Consider the following 22,629-nt stretch of genomic DNA (forward strand, 5'->3'; position numbering starts at 1 on the left):
TCATCCCTCGTCGTCCGGCTGCAACTAAAAGCTGCTCATGCCGGTCTTCCTGCGAGCATTTGTAGGTTTCGAAAATGACAGGGACATGACGAATAAGCGGCACTTTTGCGAAGATAGAGACGTCGATTACCATTTATCCTTCCAAACGGCGGAAATTTCGCTAAGACCGAACCCCGGATATCACAAATTCGGGACTCCCCATTTCATGACAAGATTCGATGTTCTGACAGTCGGCAACGCCATCGTGGATATCATTGCCCGGTGCGACGACCAGTTCCTCATTGATAACAAGATCACCAAGGCGGCGATGAACCTCATCGATGCCGAGCGCGCCGAACTCTTGTATTCGCGCATGGGACCGGCGCTCGAAGCTTCCGGCGGCAGCGCCGGCAACACGGCGGCGGGCGTGGCGAACCTCGGCGGCAAGGCTGCCTATTTCGGCAATGTCGCAGAAGATCAGCTCGGCGAAATCTTCACCCACGACATCCGCGCCCAGGGCGTTCACTACCAGACCCGTCCCAAGGGCACCTTCCCACCGACGGCGCGGTCGATGATCTTCGTGACCGAGGATGGCGAACGGTCGATGAATACCTATCTCGGCGCCTGCGTCGAGCTCGGCCCGGAGGACGTCGAGGCCGATGTCGTTGCCGACGCCAAGGTCACCTATTTCGAAGGTTATCTCTGGGATCCGCCGCGCGCCAAGGAGGCTATTCGCGACTGCGCCCGTATCGCCCATGAAAACGGCCGCGAAATGTCGATGACGCTCTCCGACAGTTTCTGCGTCGACCGTTATCGCAGCGAATTCCTCGATCTGATGCGCTCCGGCACGGTCGATATCGTCTTTGCCAATCGCCAGGAAGCGCTGTCGCTTTACCAGACCGAAGACTTCGAAGAGGCGCTGAACAGGATCGCCGCCGACTGCAAGATCGCCGCCGTGACGATGAGTGAGAATGGCGCCGTCATCCTGAAGGGCCGGGAGCGTTATTACGTCGATGCAATCAGGATCAGGGAAGTTGTGGACACGACGGGCGCCGGCGACCTTTTCGCCTCCGGCTTCCTCTACGGCTATACCCAGGGACGCTCGCTGGAAGATTGCGGCAAGCTCGGCTGCCTCGCTGCCGGCATCGTCATCCAGCAAATCGGCCCGCGCCCGATGACCTCGCTCAACGAGGCCGCCAAGCAGGCAGGGCTTATTTGAAGGCTTCGCCGGGATACGCGCCCCAGATTTCCGACTGCGCCACCCAGCCGGTGGCGCCGTCGGTTTCGGCGCGGCACCAGTCGCCATTGCATTCGCCGATCGTCAGCATCACGCCGGGTTCCAGCTTGGCGATGATCGACGCGGAGGGCTGCGCCTCGCGGCGCAGATTGACGAAGATGCCCTTGCCCTTCGTCTTCATCCAGGGTGCGGCGATCGCCGCGCGCTGGCCTGACAGTAGCGACTGGTTGACCCAGCCTTCGGTGCCGTCGGCATCGCGGATACGGCGCCAGTTGTCGTATTCCTGGATGATCTCGACCGGCAGGCCGGATTTCAAATACATCCATGAAACCGCGTAATCCGTTCCCGGGCCGATGCGCAGGTTGACGCGCTTCGATTTCAGCGTGACGAAACGCGGCAGCGGCAGGCCGCTCGGTCCCTTGGCCGCCTGCGCATGGGCAAATTCGACGGGGCCGAGCGATGCGGCCAGGGCGATCGCGAGGGCGAGGCAGGACTTCAGGACTTTGCTGCGCATGGAGGCATCCGTTTGCTCGAATTCACGGGCAGGCCCGCCTGCACGCTGTCCGGGTTGTGATATTCGCCGGCTGCACCACGAGTTTTGTTTGTCTTCGCGTGCGGGTCTGGTAGAAATTGCCCGGAATGAGAAAATTATCACCCCTCTTGGTTAAAGACCTCTGAACAAGGCACCGCAGGCAGCCATGACAGCGAAGAAAAAACCGAAGGTCTACATCACCCGTAAGCTGCCGGATGCCGTCGAAACCCGCATGCGCGAGCTCTTCGATGCCGAGCTGAACATCGACGACGCGCCGCGCTCCGTGCCCGAGCTCATGACGGCTGTCCGGACCGCCGACGTGCTGGTGCCGACCGTCACCGATCGCATCGATGCGGCGTTGATCGATGCGGCCGGCCCGCAGATGAAGCTGATTGCGAGCTTCTCCAACGGCACCGACCATATCGACGTCGAGGCGGCGGCGCGCAGGGGCATCACCGTCACCAACACGCCGAACGTCCTGACCGAGGACACCGCCGACATGACGATGGCGCTGATTCTCGCTGTTCCGAGACGGCTCGGCGAGGGGGCACGGGTATTGACTGACAAGCCGGGCGAGTGGGCTGGCTGGTCTCCCACCTGGATGCTCGGCCGGCGCATTCACGGCAAGCGCATCGGCATCGTCGGCATGGGTCGCATCGGCACGGCGGTCGCGCGCCGCGCCAAGGCTTTCGGCCTTTCGATCCACTACCACAATCGCAAGCACGTCAATCCGGCCGTCGAGGACGAGTTGGAGGCGACCTATTGGGAAAGCCTCGACCAGATGCTCGCCCGCGTCGACATCGTCTCGGTCAATTGTCCGTCGACGCCTGCAACCTTTCATCTGATTTCAGCGCGCCGCCTGGCGCTGCTGCAGCCGACCGCTTATCTCGTCAACACCGCGCGCGGCGACGTGGTCGACGAAAGCGCGCTGATCAAAAGCCTGAGGGAGGGCAAGATCGCCGGCGCCGGGCTCGACGTTTTCGAAAACGAACCGGCCGTCAACCCGAAGCTCGTCAAGCTCGCCAATGAGGGCAAGGTCGTGCTGCTGCCGCATATGAGCTCGGCGACGATCGAAGGCCGCATCGATATGGGCGACAAGGTCATCATCAATATCCGCACCTTCATCGACGGCCATAGGCCGCCGAACCGGGTGCTGCCCGGGCGTTGATCCCGCTTCAGACGATCCCGGCCTGAGGCGCAAGCATCTTCCGCATCTCGATGAAGGTCGTTCTGGCAAAGCCCGGATGCGCCTTCTCGGCGGTTCTCGAGAAACCCCAGGCGCCAAAGACTGCATGATTTTCGGTGAGTTCGATGCGCGTCTCAAGCCGCAAAGCGGCAAGGCCAAGCGCTGCCGCCGTCGCCTCGGCGGTTGCCAGCAGCCGCTTGCCGAGCCCCCTGCCTTGCGCCTCCGGGAGAACGGCGAGCTTGCCGACATAGAGACAGTCGGCCTCCGGCCTCAGGAACAGGCAGCCGATCAGCTTTTCGTCTTCGATGACGACATGACCGATCTCGGCCTCGGCCTTTTCGGCCAGGGACTTCGTCGTCAGCTTGAGTGCGGACGATGGCGGGTCGATCCTGCCGTTCATCGAGGCGAAGGCAACGAGGATGAGCGCCAGCAGTTCGTCCCAGCGCGTGAAGCTCTGATCCAGGCGGATGATCGTCATAGGGTCTGTCCTTGACTTTCCCGGCGGCGTTTATAGCGTATCGTGTCGAACCGGGCCGAGAGCGCGTCATAGAGCAGCAGCCGTCCGATCAGCGGTTCGCCAGCACCGGTGATCAGCTTGATCGCCTCCATCGCCATCATCGTGCCGATGACGCCGGTCAGCGCGCCGATGATGCCGGCTTCGGCGCAAGTGGGGACCAGACCCGCCGGCGGCGCTTCCGGAAACAGGTCGCGATATCTGGGATTGGCTGTTCCGTCCTCGCCGGTCTCATAGGGCTTGAGGACCGTCAGCGAACCGTCGAAACGCCCGACCGCGCCGGTGACAAGGGCAAGCTGCGCGGCCTCGGCGGCGTCGGCGGCGGCATAACGCGTGTCGAAATTGTCGGAACCGTCGATCAGCAGGTCGAAGCCGGCGAGTTGCCGCTGGGCGGTCTCCGCGCAAAACCGCTCCTCGAAGCGGATCAGCCGCACATGCGGATTGAGCCGGGCAATGGCGAGCGCAGCACTTTCGGTTTTCAATTCGCCGATCGTGCCGGAATCGTGGATCACCTGGCGCTGCAGGTTAGAGAGCGACACCCGGTCATCATCGACGATGCCGAGCGTGCCGATACCGGCGGCGGCCAGATATTGCAGGATCGGCGCTCCAAGGCCGCCGGCGCCGATCACCAGCACGCGGGCGGCCTTCAGCCTTTGCTGGCCGGCGCCGCCGATCTCGGGAAGCAGGATGTGACGGTGATATCGGGCGATTTCGTCGGGGCTGAGCGGTTCCATGGCGGCGATGCTATCATGACGCCCGACGCCAGGAAAAGCCGCCGCCGTCATCCTAACACCTTTCCGTCGGCAACGGTGAAGAACTGCGCCCGGTCGGCGAGCGCCGAAAACATTGTCTGATCCGTGCCCGTCATGAAAGCCTGGCCGCCGAGCCCGTCGATGAGGTCGAACAGCGCGGCGCGGCGGCCTTCGTCGAGATGGGCGGCGATCTCGTCGAGCAGCAGGATCGGCGCATGGCCCGTGAGATTGCCGACGAGCCGCGCATGCGCAAGCACCAGGCCAACGAGCAGCGCCTTCTGCTCACCGGTCGAGCAACGCTCCGCCTCCATCGCCTTTTCGCGGTGGTGGACGATGAGATCGGCCCGGTGCGGCCCATCCAGCGTGCGCCCCGCACCGGCGTCCCGATACCGGCTCTCCGCCAGCATCGCCGCATATTCGTCCTCGAGATCGACCGAGGGGCGGGAGAACTGGCCGTCCATGAAGCCCGAAAGCTGCAACGATGCCGAAGGGAAGGGCGAGTTCTCCGGCCTTTCCTCGATCAGCCGGGTAAGCAGGCCGAGCATTTCCTGCCGGGCGAGCGCCATCGCAATGCCGAGGCTTGCCATCTGCTCCTCGATGCCGGCAAGCCAGGAAGGGTCGAACCGGCCTTCATCAAGCAATTTGTTGCGGCTGCGCATGGCGCGCTCGAAATCGCTGGCGCGGCGGCCATGGGCCGGATCGAGCGACAGCACCAGCCGGTCGAGAAAGCGCCGGCGGTCGGACGAGGCGCCGGTAAAGAGCCCGTCCATCGCCGGCGTCAGCCAGAGAAGACGCAGGTGATCCGTCAGTTCGTCGGCGGTTTTTGCCGCAGTGCCGTTGATCCGCAGCCGGCGGGTGGTGGTCTCCTCACCCGTTTCGACGCCGGTGCCGATCTCGACTTCGCCCTCCATGCCGTCAAGCGCGGCGAATATCGAGAAACCGCCGGCCGTGCCGACGCGGGTAATATCGCCATAGGCGGCGCGGCGAAGCCCTCGGCCCGGCGAAAGCAGCGAGACCGCCTCCATGAGATTGGTCTTGCCGGCGCCGTTGTTTCCCGTCAGCACGGCATGCCGGCCGTCGAGCGCAAGGCTCACTGCCGCATAGTTGCGGAAGTCCGTCAGCTTCAGGCGAGAAAGGCAAACCTTGTGCGGCATCGCGTGTCCGGGTTGGTGACGCCTGACAGCTATGCCGAAGCGGCGTCGATAGCAAGGCTTGCGGCTCCACGGCTACGGATCACGCGTAAATACCCGTGCGGTTCTTCCGCAGGCTCCGGCAAATGAGGCCCCATTCAGGAACTGTACGGTACGCTTTTTTAGCGCGTCCCAAAAAAATACAACCGCATCGAAACGACCCGACATCGCGTCCTCAGCCGCGTCAGACCGCGTCATTGCTCTCAAACCGCCTGAATACTAGGGGCTGCGTTCATTTTTTCGGGGCCGCTGACGTTACGCAAACCCCAGAAAAAGTCGGTTGAATTTTGCAACTAACGGGTTGAGTTATGCGGGGGAAACGTTATGGTAAACGAAACGTTTGCGTATGAGAGAATGAAGAAGTGCCAGATCCGGTTGATATTATCGTAGGTCGCAACATAAGACAGCTTCGCGCCCTTCGCCGGGTTTCCCAGCTCGAGCTTGGTTAAGCACTTGGACTGACCTTCCAGCAGATTCAGAAATACGAGAAGGGGACGAACCGCGTTTCTGCCAGCAAACTGCACCAGATCGCGGTTTTTCTCGATGTCGAAATCTCGGTTCTTTTCGAGGGGGCCGACATGCCGCAATTCGGCAGCCGCATCGAGCTCAGCCCTGACGCCTATGCGCTTGCCCTGAGTTACGATAAGCTGAACTCACCAGCCGGCAAGGAGGCGGTCAAGACCATCCTTACCCTTATAAGCGGTGGGCAGGCGGCCGAAAAGGCGGCTTGATTCAGACCGTACTCGCAGACAATGCGATCTGTTTAAGCTCGGGGTTCCGGGCAGGCCTATGAACAGCGCGAGCTGCAACGCGCCGCAACATCCGCGTTTGATAAGAAGCGTCAGTGAAATTCGCGCTCGTGCAACGCCGTCAGCAGGTCGTCCTGCGTCTGGTGGCCGGCATGATAGAGGTCGATTGCGATACTGGCGATCGAAAGGCCCTGTTGGCTGCGAAGCTTGATGTTGCGCTCGGCGCACCATGTGTAAATGGCGCCGGCGAGAACGTCGACATCGTCGTGCTGAGAGGAGAAGGCTGGCGCCATGGCAGTTACTCTTGCTTTTGATGATTCCCCAACAGAGCGTAGCGCCCGAAAGGACGGCCAAGGCGCTCCATCATTCCAAACTGCGCCTGATCCTTCGAAAGCCGGTTCCGATCTCCGGGTTGTGCGCCGACGACAGAGAGTGATGTCATTTGGAAAACTTGCAAGCGCCATTATCCGGCTGCGTTAACGGCAAGTCGACTGTCATCCCGCCGCTGTCTCAATGCGGTGCATATTACCCGGCGCGCCAGGCGAATGTGCCAAAACGGATCGTCATGACGAAAAAGCCGGGCACGTTTCCGTACCCGGCTTTCGAAACGGCTCTTCAGGTCTCAGCTCAACCTTCGAAGAATTCCTTCATCCGGGCAAAGAAGCCCGTCGATTCCGGATTGTTCTCCTTGGAGGAAATTTGCTCGAATTCCTGCAGCAGCTCGCGCTGGCGTTTGGTGAGCTTTTGCGGCGTCTCGATCTGGATCTGGATATAGAGGTCGCCCGTCTGTGCCGAACGCAGTACCGGCATGCCCTTGCTCTTGAGGCGGAACTGTTTGCCGGCCTGCGTGCCTTCGGGCACGGTCACCCGCGATTTGGTGCCGTCGAGCGTCGCCACGTCGAAGGTCCCGCCGAGAGCCGCCGTCGTCATCGAGATCGGAACGGCGCAGTAGAGATCGGCTCCGTCGCGCTGGTAGAATTCATGCGGCTTCACTGACAGGAAGATATAGAGGTCGCCCGCCGGTCCGCCGCGAGCCCCGGCTTCGCCCTCGCCCTGCAGGCGGATGCGCGTGCCGTCCTCGATACCGGCAGGGATATTGACCGAGAGCGAACGTTCTTCGGTTACCCGGCCCTGGCCGTGGCACTTCTGGCAGGGATCGGGAATGATCTGACCGCGGCCGTGGCAGGTCGGGCAGGTCCGCTCGATCGAGAAGAAGCCCTGTGCCGCGCGCACGCGACCCGACCCCTGGCAGGTGCCGCAATTCTTCGGCTGCGTGCCGGGCTTTGCGCCCGATCCCGAACAGACATCGCAGGTGATCGAGGTGGGAACGCGGATCTGCGCCGTCTTGCCGGAGAAAGCCTCCTCCAGCGTTATTTCCATGTTGTAGCGAAGATCGGCGCCGCGCTCGCGCCCGCCCGATGAGCGTTGGCGCGCCCGTCCGCCACCCATCATCTCGCCGAAAATATCCTCGAAAATGTCTGAGAAGCCGCCGCCGGCAAAACCGCCGCCACCGCCGCCCATGCCGCCATGCTCGAAGGCCGCATGGCCGTAGCGATCATAGGCCGCCCGCTTCTGCGGGTCCTTCAGCATCTCGTAGGCTTCGTTGATTTCCTTGAACTTCCGCTCGGCGTCCTTGTCATCCGGGTTCTTGTCCGGATGGTATTTCATCGCCAGCTTTCGGAAGGCGCTCTTCAGCTCTTTCTCGTCCGCCGACTTGGCTACACCCAGAGTTTCGTAAAAGTCCGCTTTTGCCATTAAGGATTAAACCCCGGAAATGGATTTCCGGCTGCCATGGTGAGCAGCCGGATCAGGTGTTGAAGCATTACCACGCCGCCGCGAATTACGCGGACTTCTTGCGGTCGTCGTCCTTGATTTCCTCGTAGTCGGCGTCGACGACATTGTCGCCGCCTTCCGCGGAGGCATCGGCAGCAGCGCCGCCTTCGGCCTGCTGTGCTTCATAAATCGCCTGGCCGAGCTTCATCGACACTTCCATCAGCGTCTGGGTCTTGGCCTTGATGTCGTCAGCATCCGGTTCGGAGGCTTCCGAAGCAGTCTTCAGCGCGGCGATCGCATCCGAGATCGCAGTGCGGTCGGCTTCGGAGACCTTGTCGCCGTAATCCTTCAGCGACTTTTCCGTCGAGTGGATCAGGCTTTCGGCCTGGTTCTTGGCTTCCACGGCCTCGCGGCGCTTCTTGTCTTCAGCTGCATGCGACTCGGCATCCTTGACCATCTTCTCGATGTCGGCGTCGGAGAGGCCGCCCGAAGCCTGAATGCGGATCTGCTGTTCCTTGCCGGTGCCCTTGTCCTTGGCCGAAACCTGGACGATGCCGTTGGCGTCGATGTCGAAGGTCACTTCGATCTGCGGTACGCCGCGCGGCGACGGCGGCAGGCCGACGAGGTCGAACTGGCCGAGCAGCTTGTTGTCGGCAGCCATTTCACGCTCGCCCTGCGAAACGCGGATGGTGACGGCCTGCTGGTTGTCCTCGGCGGTCGAGAAGGTCTGGCTCTTCTTCGTCGGAATCGTCGTGTTGCGTTCGATCAGACGGGTGAAGACGCCGCCGAGCGTTTCGATGCCGAGCGACAGCGGGGTGACGTCGAGGAGCAGGACGTCCTTGACGTCGCCCTGCAGAACGCCGGCCTGAATGGCGGCGCCGAGGGCGACGACTTCATCCGGGTTGACGCCCTTATGCGGCTCCTTGCCGAACAGCTGCTTGACGACTTCCTGCACCTTCGGCATGCGGCTCATGCCGCCGACGAGAACGACTTCGTCGATTTCGGCGGCGGTGACGCCGGCATCCTTGAGGGCTGCCTTGCAGGGCGCGATCGTGCGCTGGACGAGATCGTCGACCAGGCTTTCGAGCTTGGCGCGGGTCAGCTTCAGCGTCAGGTGCTTCGGGCCGGAAGCGTCAGCGGTGATGAACGGCAGGTTGATTTCGGTCTGCTGCGAGGACGACAGCTCGATCTTGGCCTTTTCGGCAGCTTCCTTGAGGCGCTGCAGGGCAAGCTTGTCGTTCTTCAGGTCGATGCCGTTGTCGCGCTTGAATTCGCCAACGAGATATTCGACGAGACGCATGTCGAAGTCTTCACCGCCGAGGAAGGTGTCGCCGTTGGTGGACTTCACTTCGAAGACGCCGTCGCCGATCTCGAGGATCGAAATATCGAAGGTGCCGCCGCCAAGGTCGTAGACGGCGATCGTCTTGCCTTCTTTTTTGTCGAGACCGTAGGCGAGCGCGGCAGCGGTCGGCTCGTTGATGATGCGCAGCACTTCAAGACCGGCGATCTTGCCGGCATCCTTGGTTGCCTGGCGCTGCGCGTCGTTGAAATAGGCCGGAACGGTGATGACGGCCTTCTCGATCTTTTCGCCGAGATAGGATTCGGCGGTTTCCTTCATCTTCTGAAGGATCATCGCGGAAATCTGTGCGGGCGAGTAGCCCTTGCCATTGGCTTCGACCCAGGCGTCGCCATTGTCGCCCTTGACGATGCTGAAGGGGACGAGATGCTTGTCCTTCTCGACGGTCGGATCTTCGTAGCGGCGGCCGATCAGGCGCTTGACCGCAAAGAGCGTGTTCGTCGGGTTGGTGACCGCCTGGCGCTTGGCCGGCTGGCCGACGAGGCGTTCGCCATCATCGGAAAAGGCCACCATGGAAGGGGTCGTGCGCGCACCTTCCGCATTCTCGATGACCTTCGCGTCCTTGCCGTCCATGACTGCGACGCAGGAATTCGTCGTTCCAAGGTCGATACCAATTACTTTTGCCATGTCATTCTCTCCTTGAAGCAAGCTGTCGGAACCCCCAGAAGGCATTTCCCTGACAGCCCCTTACGGGATGGGCCTACTTAAGATTACGCAATCGTGATTGCGGTGATGCGGCGTATATAAGGAGCGGTTTTCTGGACTGCAAGGCGGGAAATAGCCCGGAATCCAGCAAAACGAATGTGTTGCCTTCAATTTTGCCGGTCGCCGGGAAAGAGGTCCGTCCATATCGGGAAAGCGGCTGATTTCTGAGTACGTCCCGCAGAATGGACAGCGGTTTTGCGACTGAAAGAACGCGCTGCACATTAAGGGATCGGGCTTGCACCGGGCATGCCGCAAGGTTCTCACTGGCCCATGATCAGATCGAGCAGGGTGGTGCGTCGCGGCTGCACGGAGGAGGTCGTTTGCGGCGCCCCGACATCGCCGGGCGGCACCACGTTTCCGTACCCGCCGCCATTACCTTCGGCAACGTCGGCAGGCGGAATCGGACCATTTCCGGCTGTTGCCGTCGGCTGCCGTACAGGCGCCTGCGGGTAGCGGTTGGCATTCTCGTTGCCGCCGAAGACGCCGGAAATGATGCCGCCGATCGTCGTGGGCGGCGGCACCTCGGCGGTGACCGGCTGCCCGCCGTCCGGTGCCGTCTGCGCCATCGGCTGGCCGTTGGGATCACCGATCAGCTGGCCGTTGCCGAACAGCGGCGCCGGCGAAAGACCCTTGTGGGCGGCGATCATGAATTCCTTCCAGGCCTTGGCCGGCAGGCCGCCGCCGGTCACCTTCTTCATCGGCTTGCCGTCGTCATTGCCGAACCAGACGCCTGTCGTGAGGTTGCTGGTGAAGCCGACGAAGAGCGCGTCGCGTGAATTCTGCGTCGTGCCCGTCTTTCCGGCCGCCTGCCAGCCGGGGATCTTGGCGCTCTTGCCGGTGCCGTTGTCGATGACGCCCATCATCATCGCATTCATCTGCGCGGCGATCTGCTCGGACATCACACGCGGCGGGCTGTCATAGGTGTTTTCGTAAAGAACCTTGCCGTCTGCGGTCGTCACCCGGCGGATGACGTGCGGCGTCGCCTTGTAGCCGCCGTTCATGAAGGCGGCATAGGAGGCGGTGAGTTCCATAAGCGACACTTCGGATGTCCCAAGCGCAATCGAGGCGTTCGGCTGCAGCTCGCTTTCGATGCCGAGCCGGTGGGCGAGCTTGATCACCTGGTCCGGCCCGTCATACATTACCAGCTGAGCGGCAACCGTGTTCAGCGACTTGGAAAGCGCAGTGGCGAGCGTCACCTCGCCATTGTATTTCTTCTCGTAATTCTCCGGAGTCCAGTCGCCGATGCGGATCGGCGCGTCGTTGAACACCGAAAAGGGCGTCAGTCCCTTTTCCAGCGCTGCGGCATAGACGAAAGGCTTGAACGAGGATCCCGGCTGGCGCTTGGCCTTGACGGCGCGGTTGAACTGGCTCGTCGCATAGTCCTTGCCGCCGACCAGCGCCCGGATCGCGCCGGTGCCGTCGATCGAGACGAGTGCTGCCTGCGAGGCATCGAGCTTGCCGCCTTCCTTGTCGAGCACATCGACCAGCGATTGCTCGGCCTTCTTTTCCAGTGACTTGTCGATTGTCGTATCGACGATGACGTCTTCCTTGATGTCGCCGATCAGGCCCGGCAGCTGATCCATCACCATGTCGGCGACGTAGTGTCCGGCCCCCGACCAGTAGCTCTTGGCCGAAGCCGGGGTCTGCGACATCGCGGTCTTGACCTCGGAATCGGTGATGAAGCCCTGCTCTCGCATCGCCGCGAGCACGAGTTGGGCGCGTGCATTCGCGGCGTCCGCGTCGCGGGCCGGCGAAAGCCGCGACGGCGCCTTGAGCAGGCCGGCCAGCACGGCGGCCTCGCCGAGGTTCACATCACGCGCCGACTTGTTGAAATAGCGCCTCGACGCCGCCTCGACGCCATAGGCGTTCGATCCGAAGAACACCCTGTTAAGATACATCGCAAGGATCTGGTCCTTGGTATATTTCTGCTCCAGCCACAGGGCGAGCAGCACTTCCTGCACCTTGCGCTCCAGCGTTCTTTCCGGGGAGAGGAAGAGGTTCTTGGCGAGCTGCTGCGTCAGTGTCGAGCCGCCCTGCACCATATGGCCGGCCGTGAAATTGGTGACGATCGCCCGGCCGAGACCGAGCGGATCGACGCCGAAATGCGAATAAAAACGCCGATCTTCGATGGCGATGACGGCTTCGGGAATATAGGGCGACATGTTTTCGAGCGACAACGCCTCGCCGCCGGTGGCGCCGCGATTGGCAATGACGCTGCCGTCGACGGCGGTGATCTTGACGTTCGGCGGCCGCTCGGGAATCGCCCATGTGCTGGCGCTCGGCATGCGCGAACCATAATAGACAACAAGCCCGGCAACGCCGATCCCGGCCCAGATGAACAGCACGACGCACCAGTAGACCACACGGCGCAGAAAGCTGAAAAAGCCGCCGCCTTCAAGCTCGCGCGGCTCGCGTCGCCGCTGGCGGGCGGGACGCTGCGGTGGCGGCCTGGAACCGCCGCGCCGCGCCGATCTGCTGCCGATGACGCGGTCATCGGCATCCAGCGAAAATTCGTCATCGTCGCGGGCCGGGCGGCCGCTGAAGGACGGTTCTATTCTGTCGCTTGATCTGCCTCTGCCTGCCATCGCCGACCGGTCGCATCCCCTGTTCGATCGCGAAGCCCACTTCGCATAACGGCGCCCCTGCAGCGCCGCGTGTCCTTCCGGACGCGCAAGAACGCTGTAGCACTTTGAAGGGCTGCGTGATTTTGCCTTCAACCGATTCCGGTTCAAGGAACGACGCAGCGGGCGACGCGATCATCCGGTTGAACTTTAATTGCGGCGATTTAACGGGGTGTTAAAGGGCGGCAAACGAGGGCGTCGCGCCGCCTCCCGTTAAATCGTCTCTTCAATATTGGCGGGCCTCGTAATCGTCAGGCGTTTCCGGATCCTGCTTATATTCCCACTCGCCGAGATGAAAGCGGCGCCAGATCTGGCCGGAAGGGTTGAGGCTGGCCCCATCAGTCAGGCGTACGGGAAGGATGGGGTTGTATCTATGCCAAACAGCAACGTCCGTGGCGGCCGCCCGAGGGCCGAACAGCCCGAAGAAAGCCAGGTAGTCTTGCGTCATCAGGGTTCCAGCCTCGAACGGATCAGAATCGATCCGCAATTCCGCAAAATTGCTATAAGCAACCCGGCAAAACAAGAGCGGCAGGCTATACTCACAGCAAATTGCCTATAACCTCGCGCGGACCAACGTAGCCGCTGCCGCGCTGCCTTCGTCACTCGCGCTGAGGCCGGCAGATCGCGCCCGTTTCGGATCGCCCTTGCGGCCACACCCGGCATGCACAAATACCAACGACGCGTTGCATCGATCAAATGCGATTTCTGATTTAAGGAATTATGCGCAGGGTGGAACCAATAGGCTCGACGATTGTTTATTGAGCAGCGGGACACCCCCTCACGTCCCGCCTAGATCGGCCGTCTCCCCTCAACGCGGCCGATCGACATCAGGCCCGGTGCATCCCCCCAAGGAGCGCCGGGCTTTTTTTCTGGCACTGCTGTCGCATTGGACCCGTCTATGCAGAGAGGGCGGCATTGCTGCCGCCCTCGATATTTCAGTTGTCGCAGGACGGATCGCCCGGACGGCAGACAAAGGGCGAAGCCCTGGGATCCGGGCGGTTGTAGGTATCGGCCTTTCCGCCCCTGAACTGCGGCAGATCACGGAAATTCGAACTCCTGTTGTCATCATCCCTGCGGACCTCTCTGCGGCGTTCCTCCCTGCGGGCGTCGTCGCGCCGGTCGCGGTCACGATCCCGGTACTCGCGGGCCTGGTAATCCCGATCCCGATACTCCCGCGGCCGGTAATCCCGGTCCCGGTAGTCGCGGTCGCGGTAATAGTAGTCCGGGCCGCGGCTCCAGCGGTCACGCTCGCGATAGAAATCGCGGCCGCGGTAGTAGCGGTCCCAATAATTGCCGACGCTGAAGGTAACCATCGGAATGCCCAGCGGACGGTAATATTGCGGACCGACATAGACACGGCGTTGCTGGTAGACGGCCTGCACATACTGGCCGGAAACCCAGCCGCGGCCGCCGTAGAATTCGACGTCGCACCAGTTGACGTTGGAAAGACATCCACGGATTTCGACCGAAGAGCCGGCGGGGATGACTGCGACGGCGGGATAGCGCGTGCTTGGTCCCGCACGCATGTTGACATTCGCCGTCGAGTAGCCCTCGGCGGCCTGTACTATTGCCGGAGCCAGCACAAGCAGCGCGGCCGCGGCGATCTTGACGATGAGGTTTTTCACGCTTCTCACTCCTGGTTGGCGTGTTTTCGGCAGCGCTTGGCTGCGCTTGTTTGCGGCATATGCCATATGCGCAAAGATAGAGCGATCGCCGGCATTTGTTAGGGCGTCACCATTTTCCTTGTCTTTCAAAAGGTTATACTGACTTCGCGATGAACGCAGCTTGAACGAGGGGGATTTTGTGATGCGATATGGCGTTCTCGATGCGGAAATGCTTGTGCAGGTGTCGTTAACCGCTCGTTAACCTTTCGAAGGCAGTCTCATGGCAATACCGCTTGCTTCTTGACCACGGATGAACTGGCACTGAGACGAGCGGATAACGAAAGGCCGGTTTGAACCGGCCTTTTTGTTGTCGCGATTTTTCGTGCTGCGTCAGACGCGCCAGTCTCTCTCAGGCGGCAAGGGCCTGAAGAATCCGCACCCAGGAGCGGATGCCCTTGTGATAGGAGACAAGCTCGTATTTTTCGTTCGGCGAATGGATGCGGTCGTCGCTGAGGCCGAAGCCGACGAGCAGCGATTCCATGCCGAGCATCTTCTGGAAATCGCCGACGATCGGGATCGAGCCGCCCATGCCGATGACGATGGCGGGTTTCGGCCATTCGTCGGAAAGGGCGGTCTTTGCCTTGGTCAGCAGCGGCGAGTCATAGGAGAGATGAATCGCCGGCGAGCCGCCATGCGGATGGAATTCGACCGAGCAATCGGCCGGAATTTTCGACCTGACATAGTTGCGGAAGGCCTCGCGGATGGCGGTCGGATCCTGGGTACCGACGAGCCGGAACGAAACCTTTGCCGAAGCCTTGGCGGCGATCACCGTCTTGAAGCCTTCGCCGGTATATCCGCCCCAGATACCGTTGATTTCGGCGGTCGGCCGCGCCCAGGTCAGCTCCAGCACCGACCGGCCCTTCTCGCCGGAGGGAATGGAAAGGCCGACTTCGCCGAGGAATTTTTCCGCGCTCTTGCCGAGCGTTTCCCATGACGCCTTGATGTTGTCGGGTGTCTCCTCGACGCCGTCATAGAAACCGTCAAGCGTGATGCGGCCGGACTCGTCGCGCAGGCCGGCAAGCGCCTCGACGAGAATATGAATCGGATTTGCTGCAGCCCCTCCGAACAGACCGGAATGCAGGTCGCGGTCGGCGGCCGTCACGACCACTTCCTCGCCGACGAGGCCGCGCAGCGCCGCGGCGATGGCCGGCGTGTCGCGGTCCCACATGCCGGTATCGCAGACAAGCGCATAATCGGCCTTCAGCTCGGCGGCGTTGGCTTCGAGGAAAGGTTTCAGCGACGGCGAGCCCGATTCTTCCTCGCCTTCGAAGAGAATGGTGATGCGGCAGGGAAGCGAGCCGTTGATCTCCTTATAGGCGCGGCAGGCTTCGACGAAGGTCATCAGCTGGCCCTTGTCGTCGGATGTGCCGCGGCCGGTCAGGATCTTGCGGCCCTCGCCAATATCCTTGATCGACGGCTCGAAGGGATCGTTTTCCCAGAGCTCGATCGGATCGACGGGCTGCACGTCGTAATGGCCGTAGAACAGAACATGGGGCGCGTCGGCGGATGCCCCGACATGGTGGGCGACCACCATCGGATGGCCGGGCGTGTCACGCACCGAAGCGGAAAAGCCGATTCCCTGGAGATAGGCGACCAGCCATTCGGCCGCTTTGCGGCATTCCGCCTTGAAGGCGGGATCGGTGGAAATCGACTGGATGCGCAGAAGCTCGAACAGCTTTTCGAGACTCGAGGAAAGGTTCTGATCCGCGCGTGCAAGCACCTGTTGTACATCCGTCATTTTCGACTCCTTTTTGAAATTTGGCCGGACGATAGACCAAACCAGCAGGGCAAGCGAGGCGGAAAAAGCAAAACTGGGCGCGGCGGAGGTGAGCAGATCTGGATCAGCGTCGGGAAGATTTGCTAGATGTATAGAAGAACATCCTAATTCAATTTACAGTTATTTAGCACAACCAAACTAACGTGACCGAATTCAGCTGTACGAGGGGCGAGATGTTTTCGGTCATTACTTGTATTCGCGACTATCACGATTGGCGGCTGGTGCTCGCGGCGGCCGCGGTCTGCCTGATCGGCGCGATGGCAGCGATGCTGCCGCTTTCCCGCGCCCAGGAATGCGATGCCGGACGCCGCAAGCTTTGGATCGGCGCGTCGGCTTTCGCCTTCGGCACCGGCGTATGGGCAACCCATTTCATCGCGATGCTGGCCTATGACGGCGGCATGCCGATCAGCTACCAGCTGGGCCTGACGGCGCTTTCCTTCTGCTTGTCGGTGGTCGCCTCGTGGGCGGCAATCCTCGTCGCTTCGCAAGGCCGGGGCAGGTTTTCGCGCATCCAAGGCGGCGTCCTGATGGCGCTCGGCATCGCCTCGATGCACTTGACCGGCATGCAGGCGATCGAAACACAGGCGGAAATCCTCTACGATCCGTATATGACCGTAACTGCCGTGCTTGCGGGAGCGCTGCTGTCGAGCACTGCCTTCCACGCCTTCTTCCAATTGAAGGGACTGAGACGGCTCCTCACCTCCTCGATTGCCTTCGTCCTCGCGATCTGCGCACTCCACTTCATTTCGATGGCCAGCATCACGCTCGTGCCGGATCCCGGCAAAGAGGTTCCGGCAACGGTGCTGGATACCAGCCTGCTGGCCGCGATCGTCGTGGTGGCGGCCACAGCTCTCATTCTGATCGCGATTGCCGTTGTTTTTGTCGAAAGCCACATGACGGACCTGCGGGGACTCGCAAATGCATCGCAGGAAGGATTGCTGATCCTGCGCGACGGCAGAATTATCGATACCAACGAACGCTTTCAGGGCCTTTCCGGCTGGAAGCTTGCCGATCTCTCGGGCAAGGCGCCCTCCGTGGTCTTAACCGCCGTCCAGGGACAGAACGGCGAGACGCTGCTCAACACCAGGAACGGCCGGGAGATCGCCGTCGAAGTCAACACGAGCAGGATCGTCTATCGTGGCCACAACTGCGACGTGCTGGCGGTGCGCGATCTTACCGAGCGCCGGCAGGCTGAGGAGATGATTGAACACCTAGCCCATCACGATGTTCTCACCGACCTTCCAAACCGGTCGATGTTCGACAAGCGCATCCGCCAGGCGCTGCAGATGGCCAAGGGAAAGAACAGCGAGGTTGCCCTTTTCTATATCGATCTCGATCGCTTCAAGACCGTCAACGATATTTTCGGCCACGCTGAGGGCGACCGCATTCTTTGCAAAGTCGCCGCAATCCTGCGTCGTGTGGCCGATGAACGCGATACGATCGCCCGTCTCGGCGGCGATGAATTTGCCATCATTCAGTCGGCCGGACAGCAACCGGCGGCCGCGCAGAAGCTCGCAGCCGCGATCCTCGACGAATTCGCCGCCGAAATGGATATGGCGCGCGACCCAACCGCCGTCGGCGTCAGCCTCGGCATCGCTCTTTATCCGACCGACGGAAGCAATGCAGACGAGATCTGCAACAGCGCCGATATCGCACTCTATCGGGTCAAGCACGATGGTCGCGGCAAGGCCTGTTTCTTCAATGCGGAAATGGACAAGGCCACGCGAGCCCGCCGCCAGATCGAAAGCGAACTGCGCCACGCCGTCACCCGCAATCAGATCCATGTCAGCTATCAGCCGGTTCTCGATGCACAGAGCGGCGAGATCAGCGGTTACGAGGCCTTGATGCGCTGGAACCGGCCGGGCCACGGCTTGAGCGAGCCGGATATCTTTATTCCGATCGCCGAGGAAAGCGGGTCGATCGTTCAGCTCGGTGAGTGGGTGCTGCAGCAGGCCTGCAAAGAGGCCGCGCGCTGGCCGGATCCACTGAGGATCGCCGTCAACGTTTCGCCGGTGCAGTTCATGCTGCCGAACCTTTGCGAGCGGATCGAGGCGATCCTCAAGGAAACCGGGCTTGCGCCCGGCCGGCTGGAAATCGAGATCACCGAGGCCGCTCTCATCCGTGATCGCGACCGCGTGATGGCCACGCTGCAGCGCCTGCGCAGTCTGGGTGTTCACATCGTCATGGATGACTTCGGCACCGGTTTTTCCTCGCTTTCCAACCTGCGAACCTTCCCTTTCGACAAGATCAAGGTCGACCGCAGCTTCACCGGAATGCTGGACCATGACGCGGCGGCGCGTTCGATCGTGCGCGCGATCATCGGCCTCGGTCACAGTCTCGGCATGCCTGTCGTGACGGAGGGCGTCGAAACCGAGACACAGCGTCAGATCGTCGTCGAAGAAGGCTGTGCGCAGGTACAGGGGTTTTTGCTCGGCAGACCGGATGTCGAGCCGAGTACCAAGCTCGCTGCCCGCGAAAGCCGCCTGTCCTCGACAGCCTAATGCATGTCGCTCGGAGGCGTGCAGCGGTCCGGGACGCGACATGCATAAAAACAAAAGGCTAAAGCGCGTCGCATGAATCAAATTCGATGCGACTCGCTTTAAATGGACGATCCGTCGATACCGTGGCGGCGACCCACCCTGGCGAGTAATGCCGCTCAGAGCGCCTTGGCGTTTTCCAGCAGCCGGCGGATATATTCGAGCGTCAGTTCGCGCTCGAAAGTCCGAAAGCCCTTGAACAGCGCGAGGTCGGCCTCGCGCGCGCTTTCGATCGCCTCGGCTTCCATGGCACGCGCCCGCGGCGTCAGGAAGATCAGCTGCGCCCGCTTGTCGGATGGATGCGGCCGGCGTTCAATCAGCCCGTCGCGGACCATGCGCGACAGCGTATTGGCCATGGTCGCCTGCTCGATATCGACCCGCTCGAGCAGCTGTTTCTGGGTCAGGCCGTCTTCGCCCCAGAGCTCCAGCAGAATGGGAAACTGACCGGGGGAAAAACCGAGCCCGACCGCGCGCCGGTGCAGCGAGCGGGCAAAACCCTTCGCCAGCTGGCTGGCAAGGTAAGCTCCCGAATCCATGCGGTTAAATCCCATGATTGCAAGTTAGGCTCAAAACCATGCCGGAGACAATGCAGCAAATCGCACAGGACGCTCCAAAAAATGCAGGCTCCGCCATCATTTCGCGGCTGGAAAAACAAAAGTCGCCATGACCTGGAGGTTGGCCATGGCGACTTTAAAATGGGGACAAAGGCCCGGAGAGGGGGATAAGGCCTTTGTCCAAGCCTGATGCGGCGGGGGACAAGCCGGTAATCAGACCCGCGGCACGATCAAGCGCCGGTGACATGGATTTGTAACTGCGAATGTGGTTTTTCAAGGGTCACGCCACGTTACAAATCGGTAACAGTTTGGTGAGCAGGAATCCCTTCTGCATATTTCCTGGAACCCGACCCATAATCTCTTGGCGCGCCGAACTTTATATGGACCTCGTTCCGTGCCCGCGCTATCCATGCACGCATGAAAAAAGGCGATCACCTCTTCCTAGTCGATGGTTCCGGTTTCATCTTCCGGGCGTTTCATGCATTACCGCCGCTGACGCGCAAATCGGACGGCCTGCCGGTGGGCGCCGTTTCCGGTTTCTGCAACATGCTGTGGAAGCTCTTGCGGGATGCGCGCAACACCGATGTCGGGGTAACACCGACCCATCTCGCCGTCATCTTCGATTATTCCGCCAAGACCTTTCGCAAGGTTCTCTACGACGCTTACAAGGCGAACCGTTCGGCCCCGCCCGAAGAGCTCATCCCGCAATTCGGCCTCATCCGCGAGGCGACCCGCGCCTTCAACCTGCCCTGCATCGAGACCGAAGGCTTCGAGGCTGACGACATCATCGCCACCTATGCCCGCCAGGCCGAGGCGGCAGGCGCCGACGTCACGATCGTTTCCTCCGACAAGGATCTGATGCAGCTCGTCACAGCAAATGTCCACATGTATGACAGCATGAAGGACAAGCAGATAGGCATTCCCGACGTCGTCGAGAAATGGGGCGTGTCGCCGGAAAAGATGATCGACCTGCAGGCGATGACCGGCGATTCCGTCGACAATGTGCCCGGCATTCCCGGCATCGGCCCGAAAACCGCCGCCCAGCTGCTTGAGGAATACGGCGATCTCGACACGCTGCTCGAACGCGCCACCGAGATCAAGCAGGTCAAGCGCCGCGAGACGATCCTGGCCAATATCGAGATGGCCAGGCTCTCGCGCGAACTCGTGCGGCTGCGCACCGACGTGCCGCTCGATCTCGATCTCGACGCGCTGGTACTGGAGCCGCAGAACGGTCCGAAGCTGATCGGCTTTCTCAAGACGATGGAATTCACTTCGTTGACGCGCCGCGTCGCCGAAGTCTGTGATTGCGATGCGAGCGCCATCGAACCGGCGGTCGTTCCTATCGAATGGGGCGCGGCTGCCCGTGGTCCCGATCTCGATGCGGCCGAGCCGGAGCCGGTTGCCGGCGGCATTCCCGACGTCTCAGGGCAATCCGTGTCCGTGCCGGCGCGTGCGAAGGCTGGCGTCGAAGGTACCTTTTCGCCTGCCGATCTTGCCAAGGCGCGGGCTGAAGCGTTTGCCACGCTGCCCTTTGACCATTCGACCTATGAAACGATCCGCGATCTGGCGGCACTCGACCGATGGATCGCCGATGCGCGCGACACCGGCCTCGTCGCTTTCGATACCGAGACCACGTCACTGGATGCGATGCAGGCGGAGCTTGTCGGATTTGCGATGGCGATCGCCGACAATGTCGCCGATCCCACCGGCACGAAGATCCGCGCCGCCTATGTGCCGCTTGCCCACAAAAATGGTGTCGGTGATCTGCTCGGCGGCGGCCTTGCCGAAAACCAGATCCCGATGCGCGATGCTCTGCCGCGCCTGAAGGCATTACTTGAAGACGAATCGGTTCTGAAGGTCGCCCAGAACCTGAAATACGACTATCTGCTGTTGAAGCGCTACGGCATCGAGACGAAGAGTTTCGACGACACGATGCTGATTTCCTACGTGCTCGACGCCGGCACCGGCGCTCATGGCATGGATCCGCTTTCGGAAAAATTCCTCGGTCACACGCCGATCCCCTACAAGGACGTGGCGGGCAGCGGCAAGGCGAACGTCACCTTCGATCTGGTCGATATCGACCGCGCCACCCATTACGCCGCCGAAGACGCCGATGTGACGCTGCGCCTCTGGCTGGTGCTGAAGCCGCGGCTGGCGGCGGCAGGGCTGACCAGCGTCTATGAACGGCTGGAGCGGCCGCTGTTGCCCGTGCTCGCCCGCATGGAAGCGCGCGGCGTCACCGTAGACCGGCAGATCCTGTCGCGCCTGTCCGGCGAACTGGCCCAGGGTGCGGCGCGGCTGGAGGACGAAATCTATACGCTGGCCGGCGAGCGTTTCAATATCGGTTCGCCGAAGCAGCTGGGCGATATTCTGTTCGGCAAGATGGGTCTTGCCGGCGGCAGCAAGACGAAGACCGGGCAATGGTCGACCTCCGCCTCGGTGCTCGAGGATCTCGCCGCCGCCGGGTTCGAACTGCCGCGCAAGATCGTCGACTGGCGTCAGCTCACCAAGCTGAAATCGACCTATACCGACGCGCTTCCAGGCTATGTGCATCCGGAGACCAAGCGGGTCCACACCTCCTACTCGCTGGCATCGACGACGACAGGGCGGCTGTCTTCCTCCGAGCCGAACCTGCAGAATATTCCGGTGCGCACCGCTGAAGGCCGCAAGATCCGCACCGCCTTCATCTCGACACCGGGCCACAAGCTGATTTCCGCCGATTACAGCCAGATCGAACTGCGTGTGCTTGCCCATGTGGCCGAGATCCCGCAGCTGACCAAGGCCTTCGAGGATGGCGTCGACATCCATGCCATGACCGCGTCGGAAATGTTCGGGGTGCCGGTCGAAGGCATGCCGGGCGAAGTTCGCCGCCGCGCCAAGGCGATCAATTTCGGCATCATCTACGGCATCTCGGCCTTCGGGCTCGCCAATCAGCTTTCGATCGAGCGGTCGGAAGCCGGCGACTATATCAAGAAATATTTCGAGCGTTTCCCCGGCATCCGCGATTATATGGAAAGCCGCAAGGCCATGGCGCGCGACAAGGGTTACGTCGAGACGATTTTCGGCCGGCGAATCAACTATCCCGAAATCCGTTCTTCCAATCCGTCGGTGCGCGCCTTCAACGAGCGGGCCGCGATCAACGCGCCGATCCAGGGCTCGGCCGCCGACGTCATCCGCCGGGCGATGATCAAGATGGAGCCGGCGCTTGTTGAAGCCGGTCTTGCCGAGCGTGTCCGCATGCTCCTGCAGGTGCACGACGAACTCATCTTCGAAGTCGAAGATGAGGATGTCGACAAGGCCATGCCGATCATCGTCTCGGTCATGGAAAACGCCACCATGCCGGCGCTCGAAATGCGCGTGCCGCTGCGCGTCGATGCGCGCGCCGCCACCAATTGGGATGAGGCGCATTAACCGCCTCCCCAAAACCAAAAAGATTTTTCCGGTTCACGCAACTCATTGAAATGGCAACGGTTTGTCTCTGCAGGGCGTACCGGAACGATGC

Annotated in this window: 16 protein-coding genes and 1 pseudogene; 5 read left to right on the plus strand and 12 right to left on the minus strand. The window is 61.5% G+C overall.

Translation table 11 applies throughout. The annotated features are described in order from the left end of the window. Window positions 1–205 precede the first annotated feature (205 nt). Window positions 206–1,198 (plus strand): adenosine kinase, encoded by a 993-nt coding sequence (locus EFR00_RS25805; RefSeq protein ID WP_077995075.1) that lies wholly within the window; start codon window positions 206–208, stop codon window positions 1,196–1,198. Here EFR00_RS25805 and EFR00_RS25810 read toward each other — a convergent pair. Further along, entirely contained in the window at window positions 1,191–1,730 is a 540-nt protein-coding gene (locus tag EFR00_RS25810; RefSeq protein WP_038692129.1) for an SH3 domain-containing protein, read from the minus strand. The two genes, EFR00_RS25805 and EFR00_RS25810, sit on opposite strands and share 8 nt — an antisense overlap. Before the next feature lie 184 nt (window positions 1,731–1,914). On the opposite strand from EFR00_RS25810, the gene EFR00_RS25815 reads away from it, so the two are divergent. Beyond that, complete coding sequence (locus tag EFR00_RS25815; protein WP_077995074.1) at window positions 1,915–2,916, plus strand: 2-hydroxyacid dehydrogenase; 1,002 nt, start codon at window positions 1,915–1,917, stop codon at window positions 2,914–2,916. A 7-nt stretch (window positions 2,917–2,923) separates the two neighbouring features. Here EFR00_RS25815 and EFR00_RS25820 read toward each other — a convergent pair whose 3' ends face one another. Genes EFR00_RS25820 through recF form a run of 3 tightly spaced genes read right to left on the minus strand, consistent with a single transcriptional unit; the run spans window position 2,924 to window position 5,354 of the window. Beyond that, a complete protein-coding gene (locus tag EFR00_RS25820; RefSeq protein ID WP_077995073.1) occupies window positions 2,924–3,412 on the minus strand; it encodes a GNAT family N-acetyltransferase in 489 nt (162 codons plus the stop codon). After that, the gene (locus EFR00_RS25825) at window positions 3,409–4,233 is read right to left on the minus strand and encodes a molybdopterin-synthase adenylyltransferase MoeB (RefSeq protein WP_009990749.1); all 825 of its coding nucleotides are present in this window, start codon (window positions 4,231–4,233) and stop codon (window positions 3,409–3,411) included. The genes EFR00_RS25820 and EFR00_RS25825 overlap by 4 nt, the downstream gene beginning before the upstream one ends. After that, window positions 4,230–5,354 carry a DNA replication/repair protein RecF gene (gene recF, locus EFR00_RS25830; protein WP_077995072.1) on the minus strand — a complete coding sequence of 375 codons (1,125 nt, stop codon included), beginning with the start codon at window positions 5,352–5,354 and terminating at the stop codon, window positions 4,230–4,232. Before recF ends, EFR00_RS25825 begins: the two co-directional genes overlap by 4 nt. A gap of 398 nt (window positions 5,355–5,752) precedes the next feature. On the opposite strand from recF, the pseudogene EFR00_RS25835 reads away from it, so the two are divergent. Next, a pseudogene (locus EFR00_RS25835) lies at window positions 5,753–6,121 on the plus strand (helix-turn-helix domain-containing protein). 110 nt (window positions 6,122–6,231) lie between these two features. Here EFR00_RS25835 and EFR00_RS25840 read toward each other — a convergent pair. The 7 genes from EFR00_RS25840 to EFR00_RS25870 form a co-directional block, all read right to left on the minus strand. Further along, entirely contained in the window at window positions 6,232–6,432 is a 201-nt protein-coding gene (locus EFR00_RS25840; RefSeq protein WP_004672628.1) for a hypothetical protein, read from the minus strand. A 334-nt stretch (window positions 6,433–6,766) separates the two neighbouring features. Beyond that, window positions 6,767–7,894: a molecular chaperone DnaJ gene (gene dnaJ / locus EFR00_RS25845; protein WP_038686104.1), complete on the minus strand. Its 1,128-nt coding sequence runs from the start codon at window positions 7,892–7,894 to the stop codon at window positions 6,767–6,769. 85 nt (window positions 7,895–7,979) lie between these two features. Beyond that, on the minus strand, window positions 7,980–9,896 hold the full coding sequence (gene dnaK / locus EFR00_RS25850) for a molecular chaperone DnaK (RefSeq protein ID WP_038686106.1): 1,917 nt from the start codon (window positions 9,894–9,896) through the stop codon (window positions 7,980–7,982). A 338-nt stretch (window positions 9,897–10,234) separates the two neighbouring features. Then, a complete protein-coding gene (locus tag EFR00_RS25855) occupies window positions 10,235–12,559 on the minus strand; it encodes a transglycosylase domain-containing protein (RefSeq protein ID WP_077995071.1) in 2,325 nt (774 codons plus the stop codon). Window positions 12,560–12,821: 262 nt separating this feature from the next. Beyond that, a complete protein-coding gene (locus EFR00_RS25860; protein WP_077995101.1) occupies window positions 12,822–13,043 on the minus strand; it encodes a hypothetical protein in 222 nt (73 codons plus the stop codon). 487 nt (window positions 13,044–13,530) lie between these two features. Continuing rightward, window positions 13,531–14,220 carry an SH3 domain-containing protein gene (locus EFR00_RS25865; RefSeq protein ID WP_039617237.1) on the minus strand — a complete coding sequence of 230 codons (690 nt, stop codon included), beginning with the start codon at window positions 14,218–14,220 and terminating at the stop codon, window positions 13,531–13,533. A 388-nt stretch (window positions 14,221–14,608) separates the two neighbouring features. After that, window positions 14,609–15,997: a dipeptidase gene (locus EFR00_RS25870; RefSeq protein WP_077995070.1), complete on the minus strand. Its 1,389-nt coding sequence runs from the start codon at window positions 15,995–15,997 to the stop codon at window positions 14,609–14,611. Window positions 15,998–16,209: 212 nt separating this feature from the next. On the opposite strand from EFR00_RS25870, the gene EFR00_RS25875 reads away from it, so the two are divergent. Next, complete coding sequence (locus tag EFR00_RS25875) at window positions 16,210–18,537, plus strand: bifunctional diguanylate cyclase/phosphodiesterase (protein WP_077995069.1); 2,328 nt, start codon at window positions 16,210–16,212, stop codon at window positions 18,535–18,537. Window positions 18,538–18,692: 155 nt separating this feature from the next. Here EFR00_RS25875 and EFR00_RS25880 read toward each other — a convergent pair whose 3' ends face one another. Continuing rightward, window positions 18,693–19,109, minus strand: coding sequence for a MarR family winged helix-turn-helix transcriptional regulator (locus EFR00_RS25880; protein ID WP_009996949.1), 417 nt, complete (start codon window positions 19,107–19,109; stop codon window positions 18,693–18,695). Between the two features lie 435 nt (window positions 19,110–19,544). Between EFR00_RS25880 and polA the strand changes: the two genes are divergently transcribed. Further along, complete coding sequence (gene polA / locus EFR00_RS25885; protein ID WP_077995068.1) at window positions 19,545–22,538, plus strand: DNA polymerase I; 2,994 nt, start codon at window positions 19,545–19,547, stop codon at window positions 22,536–22,538. Window positions 22,539–22,629 lie beyond the last annotated feature (91 nt).

Source organism: Rhizobium sophoriradicis, from assembly GCF_003939025.1.
Classification (GTDB): Bacteria; Pseudomonadota; Alphaproteobacteria; order Rhizobiales; family Rhizobiaceae; genus Rhizobium; species Rhizobium sophoriradicis.